The organism is Streptococcus mitis (assembly GCF_019929545.1).
Lineage (GTDB): Bacteria > Bacillota > Bacilli > Lactobacillales > Streptococcaceae > Streptococcus > Streptococcus mitis_BU.
Genome location: NZ_JAHZPT010000003.1, coordinates 34547 through 53804, shown reverse-complemented (window position 1 = coordinate 53804; position 19258 = coordinate 34547). Strand labels below are relative to the sequence as shown.

15 protein-coding genes are annotated in these 19258 nt (G+C 36.5%); all 15 read right to left on the bottom strand.

Annotated features, from left to right (window positions below; translation table 11 throughout):
* Positions 1-4: 4 nt before the first annotated feature.
* Positions 5-1000, bottom strand: a complete 996-nt coding sequence (locus K1I71_RS01695) for a glycosyltransferase (RefSeq protein ID WP_223330039.1) — start codon at positions 998-1000, stop codon at positions 5-7.
* Position 1001: 1 nt separating this feature from the next.
* Positions 1002-1976 (bottom strand): glycosyltransferase family 2 protein, encoded by a 975-nt coding sequence (locus tag K1I71_RS01690; RefSeq protein WP_223330038.1) that lies wholly within the window; start codon positions 1974-1976, stop codon positions 1002-1004.
* A 13-nt stretch (positions 1977-1989) separates the two neighbouring features.
* Positions 1990-2949, bottom strand: coding sequence for a glycosyltransferase family 2 protein (locus K1I71_RS01685; protein WP_223330037.1), 960 nt, complete (start codon positions 2947-2949; stop codon positions 1990-1992).
* Between the two features lie 39 nt (positions 2950-2988).
* Positions 2989-3954, bottom strand: a complete 966-nt coding sequence (locus tag K1I71_RS01680; RefSeq protein ID WP_223330036.1) for a glycosyltransferase family 2 protein — start codon at positions 3952-3954, stop codon at positions 2989-2991.
* A gap of 14 nt (positions 3955-3968) precedes the next feature.
* Positions 3969-5078: a CDP-glycerol glycerophosphotransferase family protein gene (locus tag K1I71_RS01675; RefSeq protein WP_223330035.1), complete on the bottom strand. Its 1110-nt coding sequence runs from the start codon at positions 5076-5078 to the stop codon at positions 3969-3971.
* The gene (locus K1I71_RS01670) at positions 5075-6154 is read right to left on the bottom strand and encodes a glycosyltransferase (protein ID WP_223330034.1); all 1080 of its coding nucleotides are present in this window, start codon (positions 6152-6154) and stop codon (positions 5075-5077) included. Before K1I71_RS01670 ends, K1I71_RS01675 begins: the two co-directional genes overlap by 4 nt.
* 1 nt (position 6155) lies before the next feature.
* Positions 6156-6554 (bottom strand): glycerol-3-phosphate cytidylyltransferase, encoded by a 399-nt coding sequence (tagD, locus tag K1I71_RS01665; RefSeq protein WP_045606783.1) that lies wholly within the window; start codon positions 6552-6554, stop codon positions 6156-6158.
* Positions 6551-7384: a glycosyltransferase gene (locus tag K1I71_RS01660; RefSeq protein ID WP_223330033.1), complete on the bottom strand. Its 834-nt coding sequence runs from the start codon at positions 7382-7384 to the stop codon at positions 6551-6553. The genes tagD and K1I71_RS01660 overlap by 4 nt, the downstream gene beginning before the upstream one ends.
* Positions 7385-7400: 16 nt before the next feature.
* Positions 7401-8501 carry an EpsG family protein gene (locus K1I71_RS01655; RefSeq protein ID WP_223330032.1) on the bottom strand — a complete coding sequence of 367 codons (1101 nt, stop codon included), beginning with the start codon at positions 8499-8501 and terminating at the stop codon, positions 7401-7403.
* 29 nt (positions 8502-8530) lie between these two features.
* Positions 8531-9184 (bottom strand): CpsD/CapB family tyrosine-protein kinase, encoded by a 654-nt coding sequence (locus K1I71_RS01650; RefSeq protein ID WP_223330031.1) that lies wholly within the window; start codon positions 9182-9184, stop codon positions 8531-8533.
* 4 nt (positions 9185-9188) lie between these two features.
* Positions 9189-9890: a YveK family protein gene (locus K1I71_RS01645; RefSeq protein WP_223330030.1), complete on the bottom strand. Its 702-nt coding sequence runs from the start codon at positions 9888-9890 to the stop codon at positions 9189-9191.
* Positions 9891-9928: 38 nt separating this feature from the next.
* A complete protein-coding gene (locus K1I71_RS01640; protein WP_004261232.1) occupies positions 9929-10507 on the bottom strand; it encodes a sugar transferase in 579 nt (192 codons plus the stop codon).
* Positions 10508-11105: 598 nt separating this feature from the next.
* Positions 11106-12284 carry a hypothetical protein gene (locus K1I71_RS01635; RefSeq protein ID WP_223330029.1) on the bottom strand — a complete coding sequence of 393 codons (1179 nt, stop codon included), beginning with the start codon at positions 12282-12284 and terminating at the stop codon, positions 11106-11108.
* Between the two features lie 17 nt (positions 12285-12301).
* Positions 12302-15952: a helicase-exonuclease AddAB subunit AddA gene (gene addA, locus K1I71_RS01630; RefSeq protein WP_223330028.1), complete on the bottom strand. Its 3651-nt coding sequence runs from the start codon at positions 15950-15952 to the stop codon at positions 12302-12304.
* Entirely contained in the window at positions 15949-19224 is a 3276-nt protein-coding gene (gene rexB / locus K1I71_RS01625) for an ATP-dependent nuclease subunit B (RefSeq protein WP_223330027.1), read from the bottom strand. The genes addA and rexB overlap by 4 nt, the downstream gene beginning before the upstream one ends.
* Between the last annotated feature and the right edge of the window lie 34 nt (positions 19225-19258).

Below are 19258 nucleotides of genomic sequence, written 5' to 3'. Positions count from 1 at the left end.
AACTCTACAAATTCCTTTCACATTTTTCTAAAGCTGTTTTTAGAAAATATCCGTTACGAAGTTTCTCTCCTACTATTTTACTATTTTTAATCAGCTCTTGAAAATCTTCTTCATCAATCGAGTTTAAACAATCTGCAATTTCAAATAATGAATCAACAAGTATTCCACAATGGTTTTTTCGTACAAACTCAGCTAAAGCAGATTGTCTCCACACGATGATTGGAAAACCTGATGCTAAATATAAAGAGGCTTTATGTGGGTTATTCATCTTTAAATATTCTCCATACATCCCACTACAAGTATGGGGGCTATCTCCATCCCAGACTAAGCCAAAACCACCATGCAAGTGATTAGAAAGTTCATTAGGAGAAAAAGCACCTTTATAATGAACGTTTGAAGGAAGATTCTCCTCTTCAAAATTAATCCCATAAATAGAAAAATCTGGTTTTTCGGGTAATTGTCTTGCGTATTTTGTTTTCCGAATATCGAAATTTCCAGCTAACAAAATAGTTTCTTTTTCATAAGCTTTCTTCTCTTTATAATGTGGAATCAAATAGTCAAATATCTCTAAGGAAACAATCTTCTCTTCCGGTATTCCTAATCGCACAAGTTCTGCTTTCATCTTTTCATTATGAGCGATAATACCATCGACTTTTTCAAGGACTGTTTTATTCTGTAAAAAATGGATAATGGAATGTTTAAAATCTGTAAATGACTTGATTTTTTTATTTCTCAGGGACTCGATATCGTGAATCAGCAAATAAGCTTTGAATGTTCTATTTTTCAAAAATCTCGTAAAAATTTGTTTTTTTAAGGTATGCCATAATAACGGAAATTGAAGAACTAACACATCATTTTTTGTCAAAGTGATGGGATTTGAATCATTATTTAGGGAAAAAGGTTGATATCCTGCTTCTACCATTATTTTTTCAGCATCTAATCTTGCCTTAGATCCTGCATGTTTGGCTTCTGCGTAAAATTCTTTTAAGTAATAATTCATACTACTTCAACCCTCTCCAAAATCTTTTTACAATATATTTTTCAAATCTCCATTGAATGGCTCCAACAACTCTTGAAATAAAGACAATCTTTTTAGGGAATAATCGATAGGCTTTCATTAAAAATGAGCGACTTGAACTTTTAGCGTATCGATTCAAATATTCCACATATTTTTCTTGATAGGGATTTCCCTCGAATATGCGATAGTCGACAACGTGCATCAAAACTAAATGGAATAAGCGACGCTGTACATATGGGAGTGAGTCAGCATTTCCTTCATATAGTTGCTCCACTTTATCACAAATAGTAAACAAATCCAAATTTTTCAAATTAAATTCGCGATTCATAATACTACCAGAACGCACGCGATAATAATATCCTGTATAATCAATTTTCACCATTTTATGAATATGTTTTAAGATTCCCATTCCTCCATACACATCTTCATAAAATAGACCTTCTAAAAATGGAAAATTGAAAATCACTTCTCTTCTAAACAGTTTAGCGACTGCATTCAAACGGACAATATTATCTTTACATAAAGAGACTAAAGCTTCTTGGGCATTTCCTTGAAAAATAATTTTGACATTCTCGGGAGAAGGGATTTCTATTTCTTTTTTATCATTTGTATACCAACATTCTACGATGTCCATTTCTTCTGAAGTCATGTGCTTTAATAATTGTTCCAACATATCGTCTTTAATGACATCATCACTGTCTACAAAAGTGATAAATTCGCCTTTAGATTCAGTCATACCACGATTACGAGCGCCACTTAATCCTTTATTTTCTTGATTGATTAAGTGAAAGCGACTATCTTGTTGACAATAGCGCTCACAAATTTCTTTTGAGCCATCTCTTGAACCATCATTGACTAGGATCACTTCTATATCGGTATAAGTTTGATGTTGAATACTATTTAAACATTCTTCCAGATACTCTTCAACATTATAAACAGGTACAATGACACTAATCATAAATAGGCTCCTATTAAATTTTCCATTTTTTTCGAATGTCTAAATATCTTAAATACAGAGGATAATATAAACTAAAAAAATATTTTGATGAATAAGTGTACCATCTTAATAGTTTACTAGAATTGAAAATATCTGATGATTTCTTAGCTATTTTGGCATATTTATTAATCTCATCAATATATAACTGATAATATGGATGTCCAACTCTTATGTTATACTTTTTAAAATGTCCAATACCGACTAAAAATAACATATTCCCTACATAAGGTAACCAATTATCTTCTCTAAATTCCTCTAATAATTTTTCGCCAACTTTAAAAATATCAAGATTCTTTTCTGAATATTTCTGATTCATCGTACTAGAAGTATGATATCGATAATAATAACCAATATAGTTAATTTTTCTCATTTTATGAATATATTTTAAAGAGACGATTCCAGTATAAAAATCTTCATAAATTAAATTTTCTAAAAACGGAACTTTCTCAACTATTTCACGACGATAGAGTTTTGCGACTGGACTCCAACTTACTCCATGATTAAAACATTGGTATAACGCTTCATCTGAATCAAATTCTTTAACATGAATATCTTTTTTTTCTTCATTTAAAGATTGAATATCCTCGGTTCTATTACATTCTACAATATCAATTCCATCAGACATATACTTCATTAGTTGTTCTAACAGACCAAGACTTACAACATCATCACTATCGACAAACATGATGTATTCGCCAAGGGATTCTTTCACACCACGATTTCTGGCTACGCTTTGACCTTGGTTTTTTTGATTGATCAATCGGAAACGCTTATCCATTTGGCAATAACGCTCACAAATCGCGTGTGAGCCATCTGTAGAACCATCATTGACTAAAATGACTTCTATATCTTGATAGGTTTGCTTTCGAATACTTTCTAGACATTCTTCCAGATATTCTTCCACGTTATAAACTGGAACGATTAAGCTAATCATAAAACAGCTTCCTTCTCATTCATTTTTATTCATCTGAATTTACTTTCTAATTCCATTTTTTAGTTTCCACAAAAAATGATAAACAGGGAAAATGATCGAATTATAATATTTTGGACAAATATTATAGAGGCGAATCATACGCGAACTTTTTGCAAGCTCAGGATTTTTCTTGGTGATAGTTACATAGTCGGCTAATTTCTGATTATAGACATCTGCATATGGATTTCCTTTTTGGATATAGTCTTGATAATGCATGGTTGCTACATGAACTAGGAAGCTGCCAATGTAAGGAAGAAGTTCTTCCCTATCAGAATACAAGTCTATTAATTGGTCACTGACTGTAAAGATATCTAAATTTTTAGGAGTAAAGGTTCGATGCATGATACTAGCTTGATGTTGTCGATAATAATAACCTTTATAATCAATCTTAATGATTTTTCGAATATATTTTAACATTCCAATTCCACAATAAACATCTTCAAAAATCACCCCATCTATATAAGGAACAGCTTCAACAATTGATCTTCTATAAAGTTTTGTAACTGCATTAACATTTAAAACATGTTTAGGGAAAATTTTTACTGCTTCTTGAGAGTTCCCTTCGAATAGAATACTTGGTTCTTTAAAACTTTTAGCAAGAAATTCCTCGTTAGATACGGTAAACTGACTTTCCACAATATCTACGTCTTCACGCATATAGTGCATTAAGGTTTCTAAATAGTTCGCTAGAATCATGTCATCACTATCCACAAATACAATAAACTCTCCTCTTGAAGCTGCTACACCAGTATTTCGTGCAGCGCTCAATCCTTGATTTTCTTGATTCAACAAGTGAAAGCGACGATTCTCTTTACAATAACGTTCACAAATAGCTTTTGATCCATCTGTTGAACCATCATTGACTAAAATGACTTCAAAGTCTGTGTAGGTTTGGTTTTGAATGCTGTCTAAACATTCTTCCAGATAAGTTTCTACATTATAAACAGGTACGATTACACTAATCATTCTTTATCCTAACCTTATTTCTTTAATCCAATTTCATCCAAAAGGGTCTTTGTAAAATCTTTTTGAATGGCATTAACCTTGTTATTAACTTTTTTTCGTTCGTCAATATAAGGATCTTCAGATTTCATGACACTCGCTAGGAACTCTAATAAGTCGTGTGAATCACAAATGACACTTCCCACCATTAAACTCTTCACATCTTCAAACACAAAGCCTCTTTTTTCCTTGTATTCCTCATAATCATTAATGGTAAATGCAACGGGCCTATTTAATAAATAATAATCTAAAAATACTGAAGAATAATCTGTAATCAATGCACTGGTTGTGCCCAAAAAGGTATATAAAGTCCCATACTGCTCACTAATGATATCTTCTGACAATAGATGAATCGTCTCATAATTCATCTCAAATTTCAACTGAGATTCCTCTAGAGGGTGAAGTTTAACGTAAAGTTGATAGCCATAGTTTGAAAGTAGTTCTTCAATGTTCTGAAAGTCCTCTTCTTCCAAAGAAAATATCAAAGCTGCTTGGCTGTCATGATAGTTTTTAGAATTACGGTAGGTTGGCATCCAGATGATTTTCTTCTCTTTTTTCTCTTTAAAGAGCTCATCATTTCGAATATTACCAACAAGAATCATCTGCTCATCCTTAGCATTAAAGGCTGCTTTCATGATTGGAGTAAATAAATCTGAAGAAGAGACTAATTTCGTAAAGAAATTATAGTCAATCTTTTCCATGCCAATTTCAAGATTGCCAATTTTTTTCAAGGGCATTCCATGCCACAAGTTGACAACCATCTGCTTTGGAGCAGGCTTTACAGGATACTTGCCAAATGAATAGAAAAAATATTTAGATGTTAAAAAATAAAAGAAACCTCGATAAATAGAAACATACTTCACATCCTGCTCTTTTTCTAAATGATAGAAATCATTTGAAGCACAAACGATTTCGTATGCTTCTTGATAGCCATTATCCACTAAATAGTGATAAAGTGTTCTAAGATTATCTCTAAACCCCCAATTAGAATAGAGAACAATTCTGTTCCTTTTCTTGGGAATCATTTTATTTATTTTATAAGTAAAATCACTTACTTTGAACAGTAAGGGTTTTAAATAGTTGATCATTCTCTTTTTAAACCTTGCTTATAAATTTCTTTTAAATTTTGAACATTTTCTTCAATATCAAACTGCTTTAGGTGTTCATTTAGCTGTCGTTGTTTCTTCTTGATAGGCGCCTTTTTTATGTAGTTTACCCATTTAGCCTTATCTAGAGGCATGGCTGTGCAAAGTTCACTAACGATCTGAGTTGTTGGATCAATCGTTTCATTCATGAGAATATCGACTCCAGAACACTGGGCCTCTACCAGCACGATTGGAAAACCTTCATACAAAGAAGGAAAGGCAAAAATATCAAAGGCTGAATAAAATTTATGAACATCTTCTCTTTTTCCTGTAAAGATGATATTCTTCACTTCCTTACTTTTCTCTTCTAAAATGGCACGATCTGGACCTTCACCAACAAAGACAAAGGTAACGTCAGGTAATTCTTTGGCAACTTCAATCAAAAAACTCTGATTCTTGAAAGGATTTAAAATCCCAATCATCCCTACTACTTTTTGATGTTCAGCTATATGAAACTCTTTGAGGATTTCTTCTCGAAAAGTTGGAGAAAAGCGATACTTATCGATGTCAATTGCATTTGGAAGGATTTGAAAGGATTTCTTTCCAAATATCTTCAGTCCAGCTAATTGGCCACAAGAGACACGATGGGTCGCATTTTTCAAGGCTAAAAAGACCAAAAATCGATTGCGAATACTTTTCAACCAAGTATCTGAAAATTGGCTACTATGATTGTGGTAAATTCTAACTGGAACACCATTTTTTCGAGCATAGTAATTATGTATAAAAGCGGTTATAGGATTATGGACATGAAGAATGTCAATTTTATTCGTTTCATAAAATTGTCGGCACTCTCTCGCATAGGCAAATAGTTTAGAAATCTTTAGGGCAGGAAATACAATACGTTTGATTTCTTTTTCATCTAGGTATTGATTAAATGGGAAATGAGCGTCGCCATTTGACTCTCCAACTATATATTCAAACTCTTGATCATTATTTGGGATATGATTTTTGATAAAACTTTGTACCCCGCTCATGGTATTTCTTACACCGCCTGTTACATGTATGACACGATACTTCATCCTAGTTCCCTTGATTCAAATCATTCTTTATCTTAGAGGTTGAAATTTCTTCTGTTCGTGGTAGGTAAACAACTTCTATCCCCATATCACTTAGATAATCAAATTTGCCTTGCCAATCATCTCCAATGACAAACACATCAGCATGATACTTTTCAATGTCTGAGATTTTTTGATCCCAATTTTCTTCTGGTATGACAAGATCCACATATCTGATAGCCTCTAATAGCGATTTTCTTTCTTCGTAATCAAAATAACATTCTTTATTTTTTTCTAGTCTATTAAATTCATTAGTAGAAAGTCCGACTATTAGATAATCTCCTAAGGCTTTTGCTCTTTTTAAGAGATTAATATGACCGTAATGCAATAAATCAAATGTTCCGTATGTAATGACTCTTTTCATATCTCCCTAACTACCTCTACTTCTTCTCTCATTTTTTTCTTATATACCCATTTCCTAATTGAATTAGGAAGAATTCGAATCACATTACGAAGGAAAATATTTCTAAGTAATTCTAATAGAGTAATATCTCCTCTACGATAAAAATCTAATTGGAGCATAAAGTCCGTCTTTACATACAAGAAACCGCCTCTCCGCAGATAGCTAGAATCGTTAGTCTGCATGACCACTAATGGCTCCTGGATATTCAAAAAATCCTTGGTTGGATTATCGTGTAACAATCTCATTGTGAGATCATAATCCTCTAAGTAACGAAATTCACGATAATTACCAGCCTTCAAGATATACTCTTTTTTCATCATACTCGATGGATTATTAAAGGGATTTCTCATTTTCGAATATCGACGGATTCCGTCCGTAGTTTCAGGCACTTTCTTTAAGGCGGTAAACTCTGAATTCTTCTCTAGAATATTGGAACCAACCATAATGATGTTGGGATTTTTTTCAAAGGCTGCTATTTGCTTTTCAAACCTTGTTTCTAGAGAATAGTCATCACTATCCATTCTTGCAATAAATTCTGTTTGGCATTGATTGACTCCAAAGAGAGAGGCTGGTCCTGAGCCTAAATTTTCAGGTAAATGAAAAACCTTTAGAATCGGGATTTCTCTCTGCAACTTTTCGATTTCTCTATCTAACTCTTCTGTCAATTCACCATCACAAACTAAAATGATCTCTGCTGGTTTAATGGTCTGTTGATAAGAGCTTAGTAAACTTTTCCTTAAATTTTGAGGAGTTTCTTTTTTATATACTGTAGTTAAAACTGAAAATTTCATTTTATAAATCCTAAACCTAATTCCCAAATAACCAATCTACAATAACCGAACGGTAGGGAACGATATGGTACCAGTCAACTTTAAAATAAGCAATGACCAGAAAGATTGAAGCATAAACCAATATCACCAAATAAAATAAAATCCACTGAACTTTTTTTTCACCTATTTTAGATAAAATCATGGGGATATATAGGCAAATAAAGGGGGTAAAATAGTGTGCGAATCTGCCAAAAAGACTTGTTTGCAAAGTTGACGCAGTAAATAAAAAGGAGATAAAGAACAAAGTTCTTATAAATTCTTCTTCAGTCGATAATTTCTGTTTTCTAATCACTACTTCTCCAAAGACCAGAACGATGCCGTACCAAATTGTTAAAAATACGGGCGCCCATTTTTTGCTTTCCAAAAACCATGATGATTCCAGATAGGAAGTATACTGAGGGAAGAAAGAAATAAAGATAGTTGCAATTTGTTTGATGAAAGGAAAGAGGATAAGAAATGCAAGGAACACAAACTGGTATGTTCTTTTGTTTAAAACGATTTTTTTAAGGGGGAAAAACAAGAGGCAGATGATACCAGATGTATGAAATAAGGGAGTTAGTAAGATAAATATCGATGCTAAAATCTTCTTGTTTTTTACTAAGTAGTGAAACCCTAAAAAACTTAAAGAAATTGCTAGACCTTGCCTGATATTTGATAAAGAATAAAAAAAGAGTCCTAACGAGCTGAAGTAAATAAGTAAACTTATGTAAACATTTTTAGAATGCTTATAAAGTACAAAAAACCAGAAAAATAAGGTTATAAAGGCATAGGCAAACAATAAAAATGTATAGTGAGAACTGAAGTTTCTTAGAAAAATATTACTTACTAAATAACCAATTTCAAATCGAGAACGAAATAGATTTGATAAATCCGGAAGTTGTAAGTCATTTGATTCAAAAATATGGATATAGGTTCCTAAATCTCCTCCTACACTAGAAGTACGAAAACCTGCAATTATTATAAAAAATAAAAAAGTTGGAAAAACAAGAAATCTTAACTCTTGTTCTTTATCCTCATATTTTAATGAGAAAAAGGCCAGGAAAGAGATATAGACGAACATTAAAAGATAGATTGTCATTTTTCCTCCCCTGCCTTTCAAATAGTTAGTTAATAATAGTAATAATAGGTGTCTTTATGTGAATCTATTTTATTCATTATCACACCAAGTAGTCTAGCTCCAACATGATCTAATCTTCTTTTTGCTTCTGTAACTTGACGCCGTTTTGATTTCTTTATATCTACAACAAGAAGGGTAGCGTCAGAAATACTCGCTAGTACTTGAGCATCAGTTGCTGCCAACAAGGGAGGTGTATCGATAATGACATAGTCATAAAAATCCTCAAATGCTCTTAGTGTTTCTTCCATAGAAGAACTAGCTAACATCTCAGATGGATTAGGTGGAACAGGTCCTGAGGTCAGTACATCAAAATTCACATCGTTAATCGTCAAATGATTAATGGAATCTACACCTGACCTTTTTAATAAAAAGGTGCTTAATCCCTCAGTATTGTTTAGCTCTATTAGTTTATGCTGGGTTGGTTTACGCATATCTGCATCTATGATAATCACTTTTTTCCCTTGTTGAGCCAGAGAAGCAGCAAGATTGATGCTAACTTCACTCTTTCCTTCGTTAGGATTAGCACTTGTAACGACAATCAATTTGATATTTTTTCCGAATTCTGAGAACTGAAGATTACTTCTTAAAGTTCTAAAGGACTCAGCTACAAGAGATTTGCTGTTATGGATAACTTCTATATGCATGGCACTAACCTCTCTTCTTTTTCTCTATAGTTGGAATCATGCCAAGGACAGGTTTCCCAACAAGCTCTTCCAAATCTTCATAAGAATCAATCGAGTCACTCAATACATACTTAATAAAGATGATATTAAATCCTATGAAAGAAAATACTAGAATAGATACAAGAAGATTTTTCCATAAAATAGGATAAACTGGATTGTTACTTCCCAAAGCTTCTATAACAACTGATAAATTATCACGTCCTAATCGATCTGCTGTAAATTTTTTGTATTGAGTTACATACTCTTTTATATAACGTTCCCCTAAATCTCTATCTAGCGCTCTTACTGTTACTGTGACCAACTGAGAACCTGTGTCATTTGTTAATTTAACCGATTTGATTTTAGTAATTTCATCTGGAGACAAACCTAATGCTTTATTGGTATCTTCTTTTACTGGAGGAAGATCTGCTATTTCTAAATAAGTCTTAGCTTGTCTTTGAAAGAGATTTATGGCTTCAATTGTTTGTGTATCATTATTCTGACTATTTGTTTGACTTGAAGTGTTCTTCATTATGAGCTTAGAGGAGACACTGTATATAGGAGAAATGATAAAAACAGTATATAGACCAACTGCTGTCGTCCCTATTAATGTAAAAAGGATTAGAAACAGAAACTTACTTTTAATTAAAGTAAAAATTCTGTTAATATTTTTATTGAAAATACTCATCTTTTATTTTTGTCCTTTACTTTTTTTCCCTATCTGAATTATCTAAATCCGTGTCCATTAAAAATAACTTTAATTGTTTTTAGTAAAATAAGGAAATCTAATTTAATACTTTCATGTCTGATATAGTAAACATCATATCCTAATTTTTCTTTTGGAGACAATTCATAGCCACCATTTACTTGAGCCCAGCCTGTAATTCCTGGACGAACAGCCAATCGCTCATTAAAATCAGGAATATATTTTAAAAATTCGTTAACAAATTCTGGTCTTTCTGGTCGAGGACCGATAATAGACATCTCGCCTTTAATAATATTAATAATTTGTGGAAATTCATCAATTCGAGTTCTGCGTATAAAACGTCCAATCTTCGTTATCCGTGGATCATTTTTTTCCGCCCATTGATATCCGTTCTTCTCGGCATCTAAATACATGGAACGTAGTTTGTACATTATGAATTTTTGTCCATTTAAACCAACTCTTTCTTGCATGTAAATGGGGTTTCCGCTTGATTCGATGACAATAAAGAAGCAAGCAATGAGACAAATTGGGATTATTAAAATTAATAATAATATAGAAATCAGAAGACCGATTATTCTCTTGGCTCTTCTATAGTTCATCATCTTTCTCCTTGATAACACACATAAATATAAAAGTGCGTTTAGTCGCATATAGAAACTAAAACCAGAAAATACAGGATCATTATAAATATATACTCGTTATGTATAAATCGTATTTAAATATATCATAAAATGAGAAAACTCTCAAACTTGAAGCGCTAAAAAACAAACAATAATTATTTTTTCAAAAATATCGTTCGTAATAATCGACTCAGGCTTCACTACAAATAACTCTTGCTCTTTTTTCTTTTGTACTGGGTCCATCATCGACTCTAAAAAAAATGTAAGAGTGGATATCAATCATGTGATGTTTACATATATAATATAGATTTAGGTTCTATAATGAAATCTCAACAAATATATATAAGCGTTTTGAATAACCTATAAATATTAGTTTATATGGTTTATTTTCCTGATGCTATTATACTACGAAACATAAAAATAAGCTAGTTATTTTTATAATATTTTAAAAGTTATCTAGTTTAATAAAGCATATATAAATAAGCGTATTTTGTTTTCGAATAAATCTGTAGAGAATGATAATGATACTGACTATTAAAACTAACACCTACCATGGAATTTCCACGGTAGGTGTTACTTATATCAATAATCGTTCTAAAAATGGTTTAATACAGTTGATGAGAATCCCCTCTATCCAGCTTTCCTGTGCTGAGGATAGATGTTCTGTCTGAAGGCTTTCTTTTAAAAAGTCTCGGATTTGTTCTGGTGCGATTTCAAACTCAAAGGATTTCATTTTATAGAAAAAGTCGAGCAGATGATCTGACAGATATTCAGTTGAAAAGGGAACTTCTCCACTTTTTCGATATTCTAATAAGAGGCGAGCAAATCGAGCTTTTTCTTCAGGAAGCTCACGAAAATAGGAATTGAGGAGCCAGGTCTGCTTCTGCTTTCTTTCAATTGGATCCTGACTAGCAATTCGTTGGTCTTTTTCCAGCTCTTTTTGGTATTGTTTGGCCTTGACAGCCCGTTCTGTCCTATTTTTACCAAAAAGTATTTTCTCCCACTTACGTTCTTCTTGGGTTAGGGTTTCTGTAAAGCCAAAGTAATCTTGATAGGCACGTTCCGCTGGGCCCATGGCTAGAACTAGATTGTCTGCATATTGTTTGGCGATTTTATCCCTCTTCCTGCGCTCTTTCTCAGCCTGGATACGCAGTTCTTGCTCGTAGTCAATTTTCTCCTTGCCTAGTTTGACAAGGTAGAGTTGGTCATCTGGTTTTCCAAGTAAAAAGGGTTTGATACACTTTTCAAGGACTTCTTCCATCCGAGCCTTTTTCTTTGGTTCCGCCTTGGTCCAAGTTCCTCCTTGAAAGACTTCTAGAAAAAGCTGGTAGTCTCTCTCAGGCGCAAATTGATTGCCACGATTAGGCTTGAAAACACCTTTTTCCCAGAGCCACTTTAGAAGTCGCTCGTCAAAGTCACTTTTATTGACCTTGATTTTTTCCTTTTTCTGGGCTTTTCTGGTCAGATTTTCAACCTTTCTGAGTAGTTTTTCTTCCTCTTCCAGTTGCTGGTCAAGAGACAATCGATGAAAATGACGAACGCAGTCGCTACCTATAGGAAATAGTCGTTGACCAGTCACTCCGTTAAAGAGTTCGTAGGCGTATTTGATAGCATTTCCACAGACACAATTGCTACGGCCGATACCGTTAAAAATCAAGGAAACTTCATTCCATTCCTTGGTAGCTTGTTCCCAAGTATCAGCTTTTGAAGCCTGTAAAACCGCATCATGCAGGGATTTTCTAACTGGAAGTGTCATGAGGTCTCCTTTCTAGATTATACTTTTACAACTTGAACTTCGTCTTTACCGAGTAAAATCAAGTATTTGTCAATATTTTCAATCGAATAGGCTCGAGATAAAGCCTCTCCGTATAGGGCTAACTGACCACGATAACGGTCTATGAGTTGACTTGGCTCATCATAGCGGTCTGTCTTATAGTCGAACAGAACAATTTTGTCTTCGTAAAGTAGATAGCCATCAAGGATACCACGGACAACAAAGTCTTCCTGACTCTTTTGGTCTCGTTTGAGCATGGAGAAAGGTTGCTCGCGATAAAGATGGTTGGTATTAGAGAGAATTTCCTGACCGAGTGCTGTGTCAAAGAATGCAAGAATTTTCGCAAGATTAATCTTGTCCATGACAGCTTGGCTGGTTTCAACTTGTTTGAGAGTTTCTGTCAGGCTAGCAAGAGTTGGTCGCTGACTGAGGTCAATTCTCTGCATGAGTTCGTGGGTAGCACTACCAATCTCAGCTCCTGTTACCTTTTCTTTGGTTGAAAAATCTGGTAAATCAAAACTGATTTTCTTGTCTACTGACTGACCTTGACCAGCAATCTCAACACCTTCCATATCCATAACTGGTTCGTAGAATTTTTTAATTTGACTTGGGGTTTGAACACTTGGCAATTCAATAGCTGCGCGGTGAAGAGTATTATAGACTTCAACCTCTTTCAGCATTTCAAGAGCTTCCTTAATGATTTCTGACTGGCGATTGTCTGCTTGGGAGCTATCTTGGAGAGGACTTTTGTTTTCCAATTCTCCGATAGCTTCTCTAGTCAGCTGATCTTCACCAACAAAACAATAGCTAAAGTTGAGATGATCCTTGGCAAACACTTTACTGATAGCCCAAAGCCAATCTTGGAAATTCCGTGCTTGCAGTCTAGTGTTGCTATTTAGTTTTCCATTTTTAGCTGCTGGGTATTCCTTGGCTTCCAGCTTTTCACGAGAACCCTTACCGACAAGATAGAGCTTTTTCTCAGCCCGCGTCATGGCAACATAAAGGAGACGCATTTGCTCTGAATAGCTTGCCAGCTGTAATTCCTCTTCGTTCTGTATATAGGTCAGGCTAGGAATGGAGAGTTTGATGGTTTTAGGATAGTGATTTTCAACTGCTCCTGTCTCCATCTTGGCGATATATTTGACACCTAGTCCATTTTTACGACTAAGAATGACTTCTGACATATAGTCTTGCTTGTTGAAATCTTGATCCATATTGAGAATAAAGACGTAAGGAAACTCCAGCCCTTTACTCTTGTGAATGGTCATGAGCTCTATTGCATCTTTTGGCGGTGCGACAGCCACGCTTGCAAGATCGTGCTGGGCTTCTAAAACTTGGTTAATCATACCAATAAAACGCGACAAACCTTTGAAATTGCTCTTTTCAAATTGATCAGCACGCAATGCTAGGGCATAGAGATTAGCTTGTCTAGCAGGACCATTTGGCAAAGCCCCAACATAGTCATAGTAAAAACGGTCGTTATAAATCTTCCAAATCAGGTCATAGAGGGAGTGGGTTTTGGCATACAAGCGCCAAGAAGCCAAGATATCCATGAATTGCTTTAGTTTCTCAGCTAGAGCCGTGTGAATCAAGTTTTTCTGGCTTGTTACCATTTTTTGTGCATTGATCAGTTTTTCATAGAGATTTTCTTGGATTTTATCCTCTGCTTTCTGAAGAGATAAACGTGCTAACTCGTCCTCATCAAAGCCAAACATAGGAGACTTCATAAGGGCAACCAAGGCATAGTCTTGAAGAGGATTGTGAATGACACGAAGGGTGTCTAGCATGACTTGCACTTCTAGGGATTGGAGATAATTGTTTTGCTCTCCATCGGTTTTGACAGGAATTCCGTACTCAGACAGGGCGAGAAGAATCTGGTCATTACGACTGCGGCTGGAGGTCAGAAGGGCAATTTCTTTAAAAGCAACACCTTGTTCCTTATGGAGTTTCAGGATTTCCTTGATAACTAATCTCATTTCGCCTGTTAGTTTCGTTTCTGCCTGCCCCTCTTCTTCCTCATTTGTGTCATCCTTATCGTAGAGGAGAAATTCCGCCTTGTTGTTTGGATTGGGAGTCAGTTTGGTATTTGCAAAAACAAGCTGGTGCATGTTATCATAGTTGATTTCGCCGACCTCTTGGTCCATGAGACGTTCAAAGACATCATTGGTTGCTGACAGCACTTCTGAACTACTACGGAAATTTTCTTTAAGCAAAATCAGCTTGCCTTCGTGTGGATTTTGCGCATAGCGTTGGAATTTCTCATTGAAAATCTGCGGGTCTGCTTGACGGAATCGGTAGATGGACTGCTTGATATCTCCCACCATAAAGCGATTGTGGCCATTAGATAGCAATTCCAGCATCCGTTCTTGAATATGGTTGGTATCCTGATACTCATCTACCATGACTTCATGGAAGCGCTCCTGATAAGCCTCACGAACTTGCGGGAAATTCTCTAAAATCTCAATGGTGTAATGGCTGATATCAGCGAATTCAAAGGCGTTTTCCTGACGCTTACGCTGACGATAAGCTTCCACAAAATCACTCATGAAGGTTTGGAAAGTCTTAGCTAGTTCCCATGTATCTCCATGATAACGTTCTTGATAGTCGAGAATGGTTATCTGGTCTGACAGTTGTCCTAGTTTAGCAAACTGTGCCTTTCTTTCTTCGTTGTAGGCATCAGCCAGAGGTTTCAAATCAGCCTTACGACTGGCATTCGTCAGAGCTCGACCGTTTTTCTCTTTCGAAATTGCGACGACACGCGCAAGCACTGCTTGATAAGCCTCATTATCGGATTCTTGATTTAAGGAGGCAATTTCATCCAGAATCAACTGAACATTTTCTAGATAAGCAGCCTTAGGAAACTCCTTGGCATCATTATCCAGATGATAACGGAAAAAGCTTTCCAAATCCCAAAGGGCTTGTTTGATCTGCTCAGTCAGTTTTTCTTTTTCACTGGTAAAATCAGCTTTTTCAAAGCCTTTTAAGAAAGATTCACTCAGCCAATTTTGAGGATTGCTGGTGGATTGGAGGAAGTCATAAATTTTGTAAACTTGCTGGCGCAGCCCCCGTTCATCTTTCCCACGTCCAGCAAAGTTTTTCAGCAAATGACTGAACTTTTCTTTCTGTTTACCTTGGTAATGGGCTTCAAAGACCTCATGAAAGACTTCGTTTTTTAGAAGGAGTTGCTCGCTTTGGTTTTGTAAAATACGAAAATTAGGCGCAATGTCAAGCAGATAGCCATGTTTACCAAGGAATTTTTGTGTGAAAGAGTCCATGGTTCCGATGGCAGCGTTGGGTAGGTCTGCCAACTGGCGACCCAAGTGTTGTTTGAGGTCGACATCACTACTTTCTTGGATTTGTTGGCTGATTTTTTTCTCCAAACGTTCTTTAAGTTCAGTCGCAGCCTTGACGGTAAAGGTTGAGATAAAGAGTTGAGAAATTTCGACACCACGCGCCAATTGGTCTAGAATACGCTCGGCCATGACAAAGGTCTTCCCAGAACCAGCCGACGCTGAAACCAGGATATTTTGACCAGAAGTGTAGATGGCTTCGATTTGTTCGGCAGTTTTCTTTTGTTCCTTGCTCGAATTTGCTTCTACTTCTTGCAATTTTTGAATTTCCTTCTCAGTTAAAAAGGGAATAGGCTTCATCGATTCAACTCCTCTCTTATTTTTTCAAACCAAGCTTGCTTGAGTTTTTCTCCGACAAGACGTTTACCATCAGCTAAATCCAATTTTTCTAGGAAACGGGCTTGGCCCAAGTGGTAATTTGCTTCAAAGCCTGTGATGGCTTGATGTTGCTGAACATATGGGGCAATACTTCTGCCGTTTTCTGTGTATGGATTGATAGAGAACTGACCTGCTAAAATCTTCTCTGCTGCTTTCTTGTAAAGATGGGCATTGTAGTCCAGTAGGAGCTGGAATTCCTCATCCGTCAGCTGATTAGCCTTGTTTTTATTGTAAAATTCGCCCAAATGACTGCTTTCTTTTTCTAAAAAGAGTCCTTGGTATTTCATAGACTTGCTGGCTTCTACTACTGCACCTGCCAGCCTTTTAACGGCCATCAGAGATTGGACAGGCTCAGCCATTTCCAAGTACATGGCACCGAAAAAGTTCTCTTCCCCTTCTCTTTTTAGGGCAGCTAAGTAAGTTGGTAACTGGGAATTGAGTCCATTAAAGAAATGAGGAAACTGGAACTGAGTTAGACTAGACTTGTAGTCTACTACTCCTATCGCCCCATCAGTTTTCAAGCGGTCAATGCGGTCAACCTTACCTCGTACAAAGACACTGCGTCCATTGTCCAATTGAATAAAGGCCTGCTCTTTTCCACCGAAATTTGCCTCTTCTTTAATGGTTTCGATGGCTGGATTATGGCGGAGAATATGTCCAGTCGTCCGTGCAACATCAAGCAAAACTTCCTTGGTAAACTGGGCTTCCAAACTTTCCTGATAAATAGCCTCAAATTCGCGTTCTTGACTGGTTTCTTGAATAGCTTGTTCTAGACGGTGGTCAAAGGAATCTTCGTCAGGCAACTGCAAGGCCCGTTCAAAAATGCGATGCAAGAAATTCCCGTGACTACGGACATCAGGACGCAAACGTAATTCCTCCTGCAAGCCTAATACGTAGCGGAGGAAATAACTGTATTCATTGCGGTAAAACTCCGTCAAACCAGAGGTAGACAGGTAAAATTCCTGTTCAGTTGGATAGAGAGCCTGTAAGGTGTCCTTTGCTAAGAGTTTACTGCTTGGGCTGGTTGGGAGGGCTGGATTTTCCAGACCTTGCTGTTCTAGTTTTTTACCCATCACACGCGCCAGAACCTTGACAAAGGTCAAATCTTGCTCAGTCTCACTCATCTCGCCCTGCTGGTGATAGGCAACCAGACTAGACAAAAGACTATGATAGGACCCAATATCTTCCTTAGACAGCCCTTTGTGATTCATCCTCTTTTCTCTTCGGCTAAATCCAAAACTCACCAGCTCTTGAAGATAGGCTGACTCCTTGCTTTCACTTTCATTAAAAAGGCTTGGAGCCGACAAGACCAACTGCTTACGAGCAGAATTAACCAAGGAAAGCATAGTGTAGCGATTTTTCTTGAGGTTTTCACTGCTGGCAATCAGCAATTGAACGCCTTCTTCGGTTGCTTGGTTTAAGCTTTGTCTTTCTTCATCTGTCAAAAGGCTAGTATTTTGCGCAATTTTTGGTAAATTGTCCTGAGTTAGCCCAATGGCATAGACAAAGTCAGCTGTTAAGGGCGCAATCAAATCGTAACTCTGCACCAGAACGGTGTCCACTGTTGCTGGAATGGTGCGGTATTGGGACAAACTCATTCCAGAATGGAGCAAGGCTAGGAAGTCTTCTAGACTAACCTGTGAACCAGCAAAAACGGTCGCAAATTGTTCTAAAACATGACAGAAAGCCTTCCAAACTTCGGCTTGTCTTTCCTGTTCTACAGCTTCCATAGTGGCTGTCAAATCTTGCAACTGCTTAGTCACCTCTCCTTCTTTTAGAAAGACATTCCACTTTTGCAAGAGATTTTCAGCCTTTTGTTTTCGACTGGCAAAGAGAGTTTCAAGAGGGGTTAAAATACGCAGACGAAGAGCATTCAAACGTTCCAAATCAAATTTTCCGTGGTGGGATTTGGTAAATGTTTGCTGAAAGGCTGGCAAGCCATTGATACCAAGATAGCGGATATATTGTTCAAAAGCATCAATATCAGCCTGACTAAGGTCGGTATACAAACCTGTTCTGAGAAGGTTAATTAAATCCTCCTGACGGAAACGATAGCGTTTCAAAGCAAAAATAGATTCGACAAACTGTGTCAAAGGGTGGTGAGCCATGGATTCGCTTCTACCAAGATAGAAAGGAATCTGATACTGGTCAAAAATGGTTTTCAGAGATAACTGGTAAGAAGCCACGTCACCCAAGAGAATACGAAAATGCTTGTAACTCAGGTCTGAGTTCTCATGCAATTTCTGACGAATGCTACGGGCTACCAACTCTAACGCTTCCTTTTGCGTCAAGCAAGACCAGATTTGTAGGTTTTCACGATCCTTCTCATCGACATCCAATGTTAATTCTGAAAAGTCATAAGAAGATTCCAGCAAACGAGAGGCCTTATCAAAACTATCCATCTGCTCATGAGTTTGAGAACAATCCAGAGCAGGAGTTTGGTATTTAGAGGCTAGATGATGGAGAAACTCCACACTGGCTTGATAGAGATTGCCTTCAGCGAATGGGCTGGTATAGGCTTTCTTACTAGCATAGGCTCCAATGACAATCTCAACACCCTTAGCATAAAGTAAGTCCACAATCCGCTCCTCCTCAGCAGAAAAACGGGTAAATCCATCAATAACCAAGGCAATTTTAGTAAAATCACTACTTACATTGTCATTCTCAATAGCCTCAATCAAATGGGACAACTGACTTCCCTGAGCCAACTGCCCTTGATTGAGGTAGGCCGTTACTTTCTCAAAAATCAAGAGTAAATCTGCTCGCTTGTCCTCATCACTCAAACTTTCTAAGTCTAAAAAGCTCATCTGAGCAGTCGTCATCTCATGATAAAGTTCAATCAGCTGCTGGATAAATTGAGGGTCTTGTTTAATAGATCCATAAACTCGTAAATGCTTAGGATCAAGTTCAGCAAGACATTTATAAAATGCCATTCCAAGACCGATGTCATCTAGACTCGTCTTAGCTGGCAAATCATTTAAAACCAAGTAACGAGCCATTTGAGCAAAGCGCGTGACGGTAATCGCAAAAGAAGCCTGCTGGGGTAAACATTCCAGTACAGATCGTTCCTTTTCAAAAGAAAGGGAGTTGGGTGCGATGTAGAAGACCCGCTTGCCAGCAGCAACTAGCTCTTCTGCCTCTCTGGTTAGAACCTCGGTCAAAGAAGTCCGAATATCAGTATAAAGTAATTTCATCTCTGCCTCGTTTGCTTTATCAAAGTTTCTTACC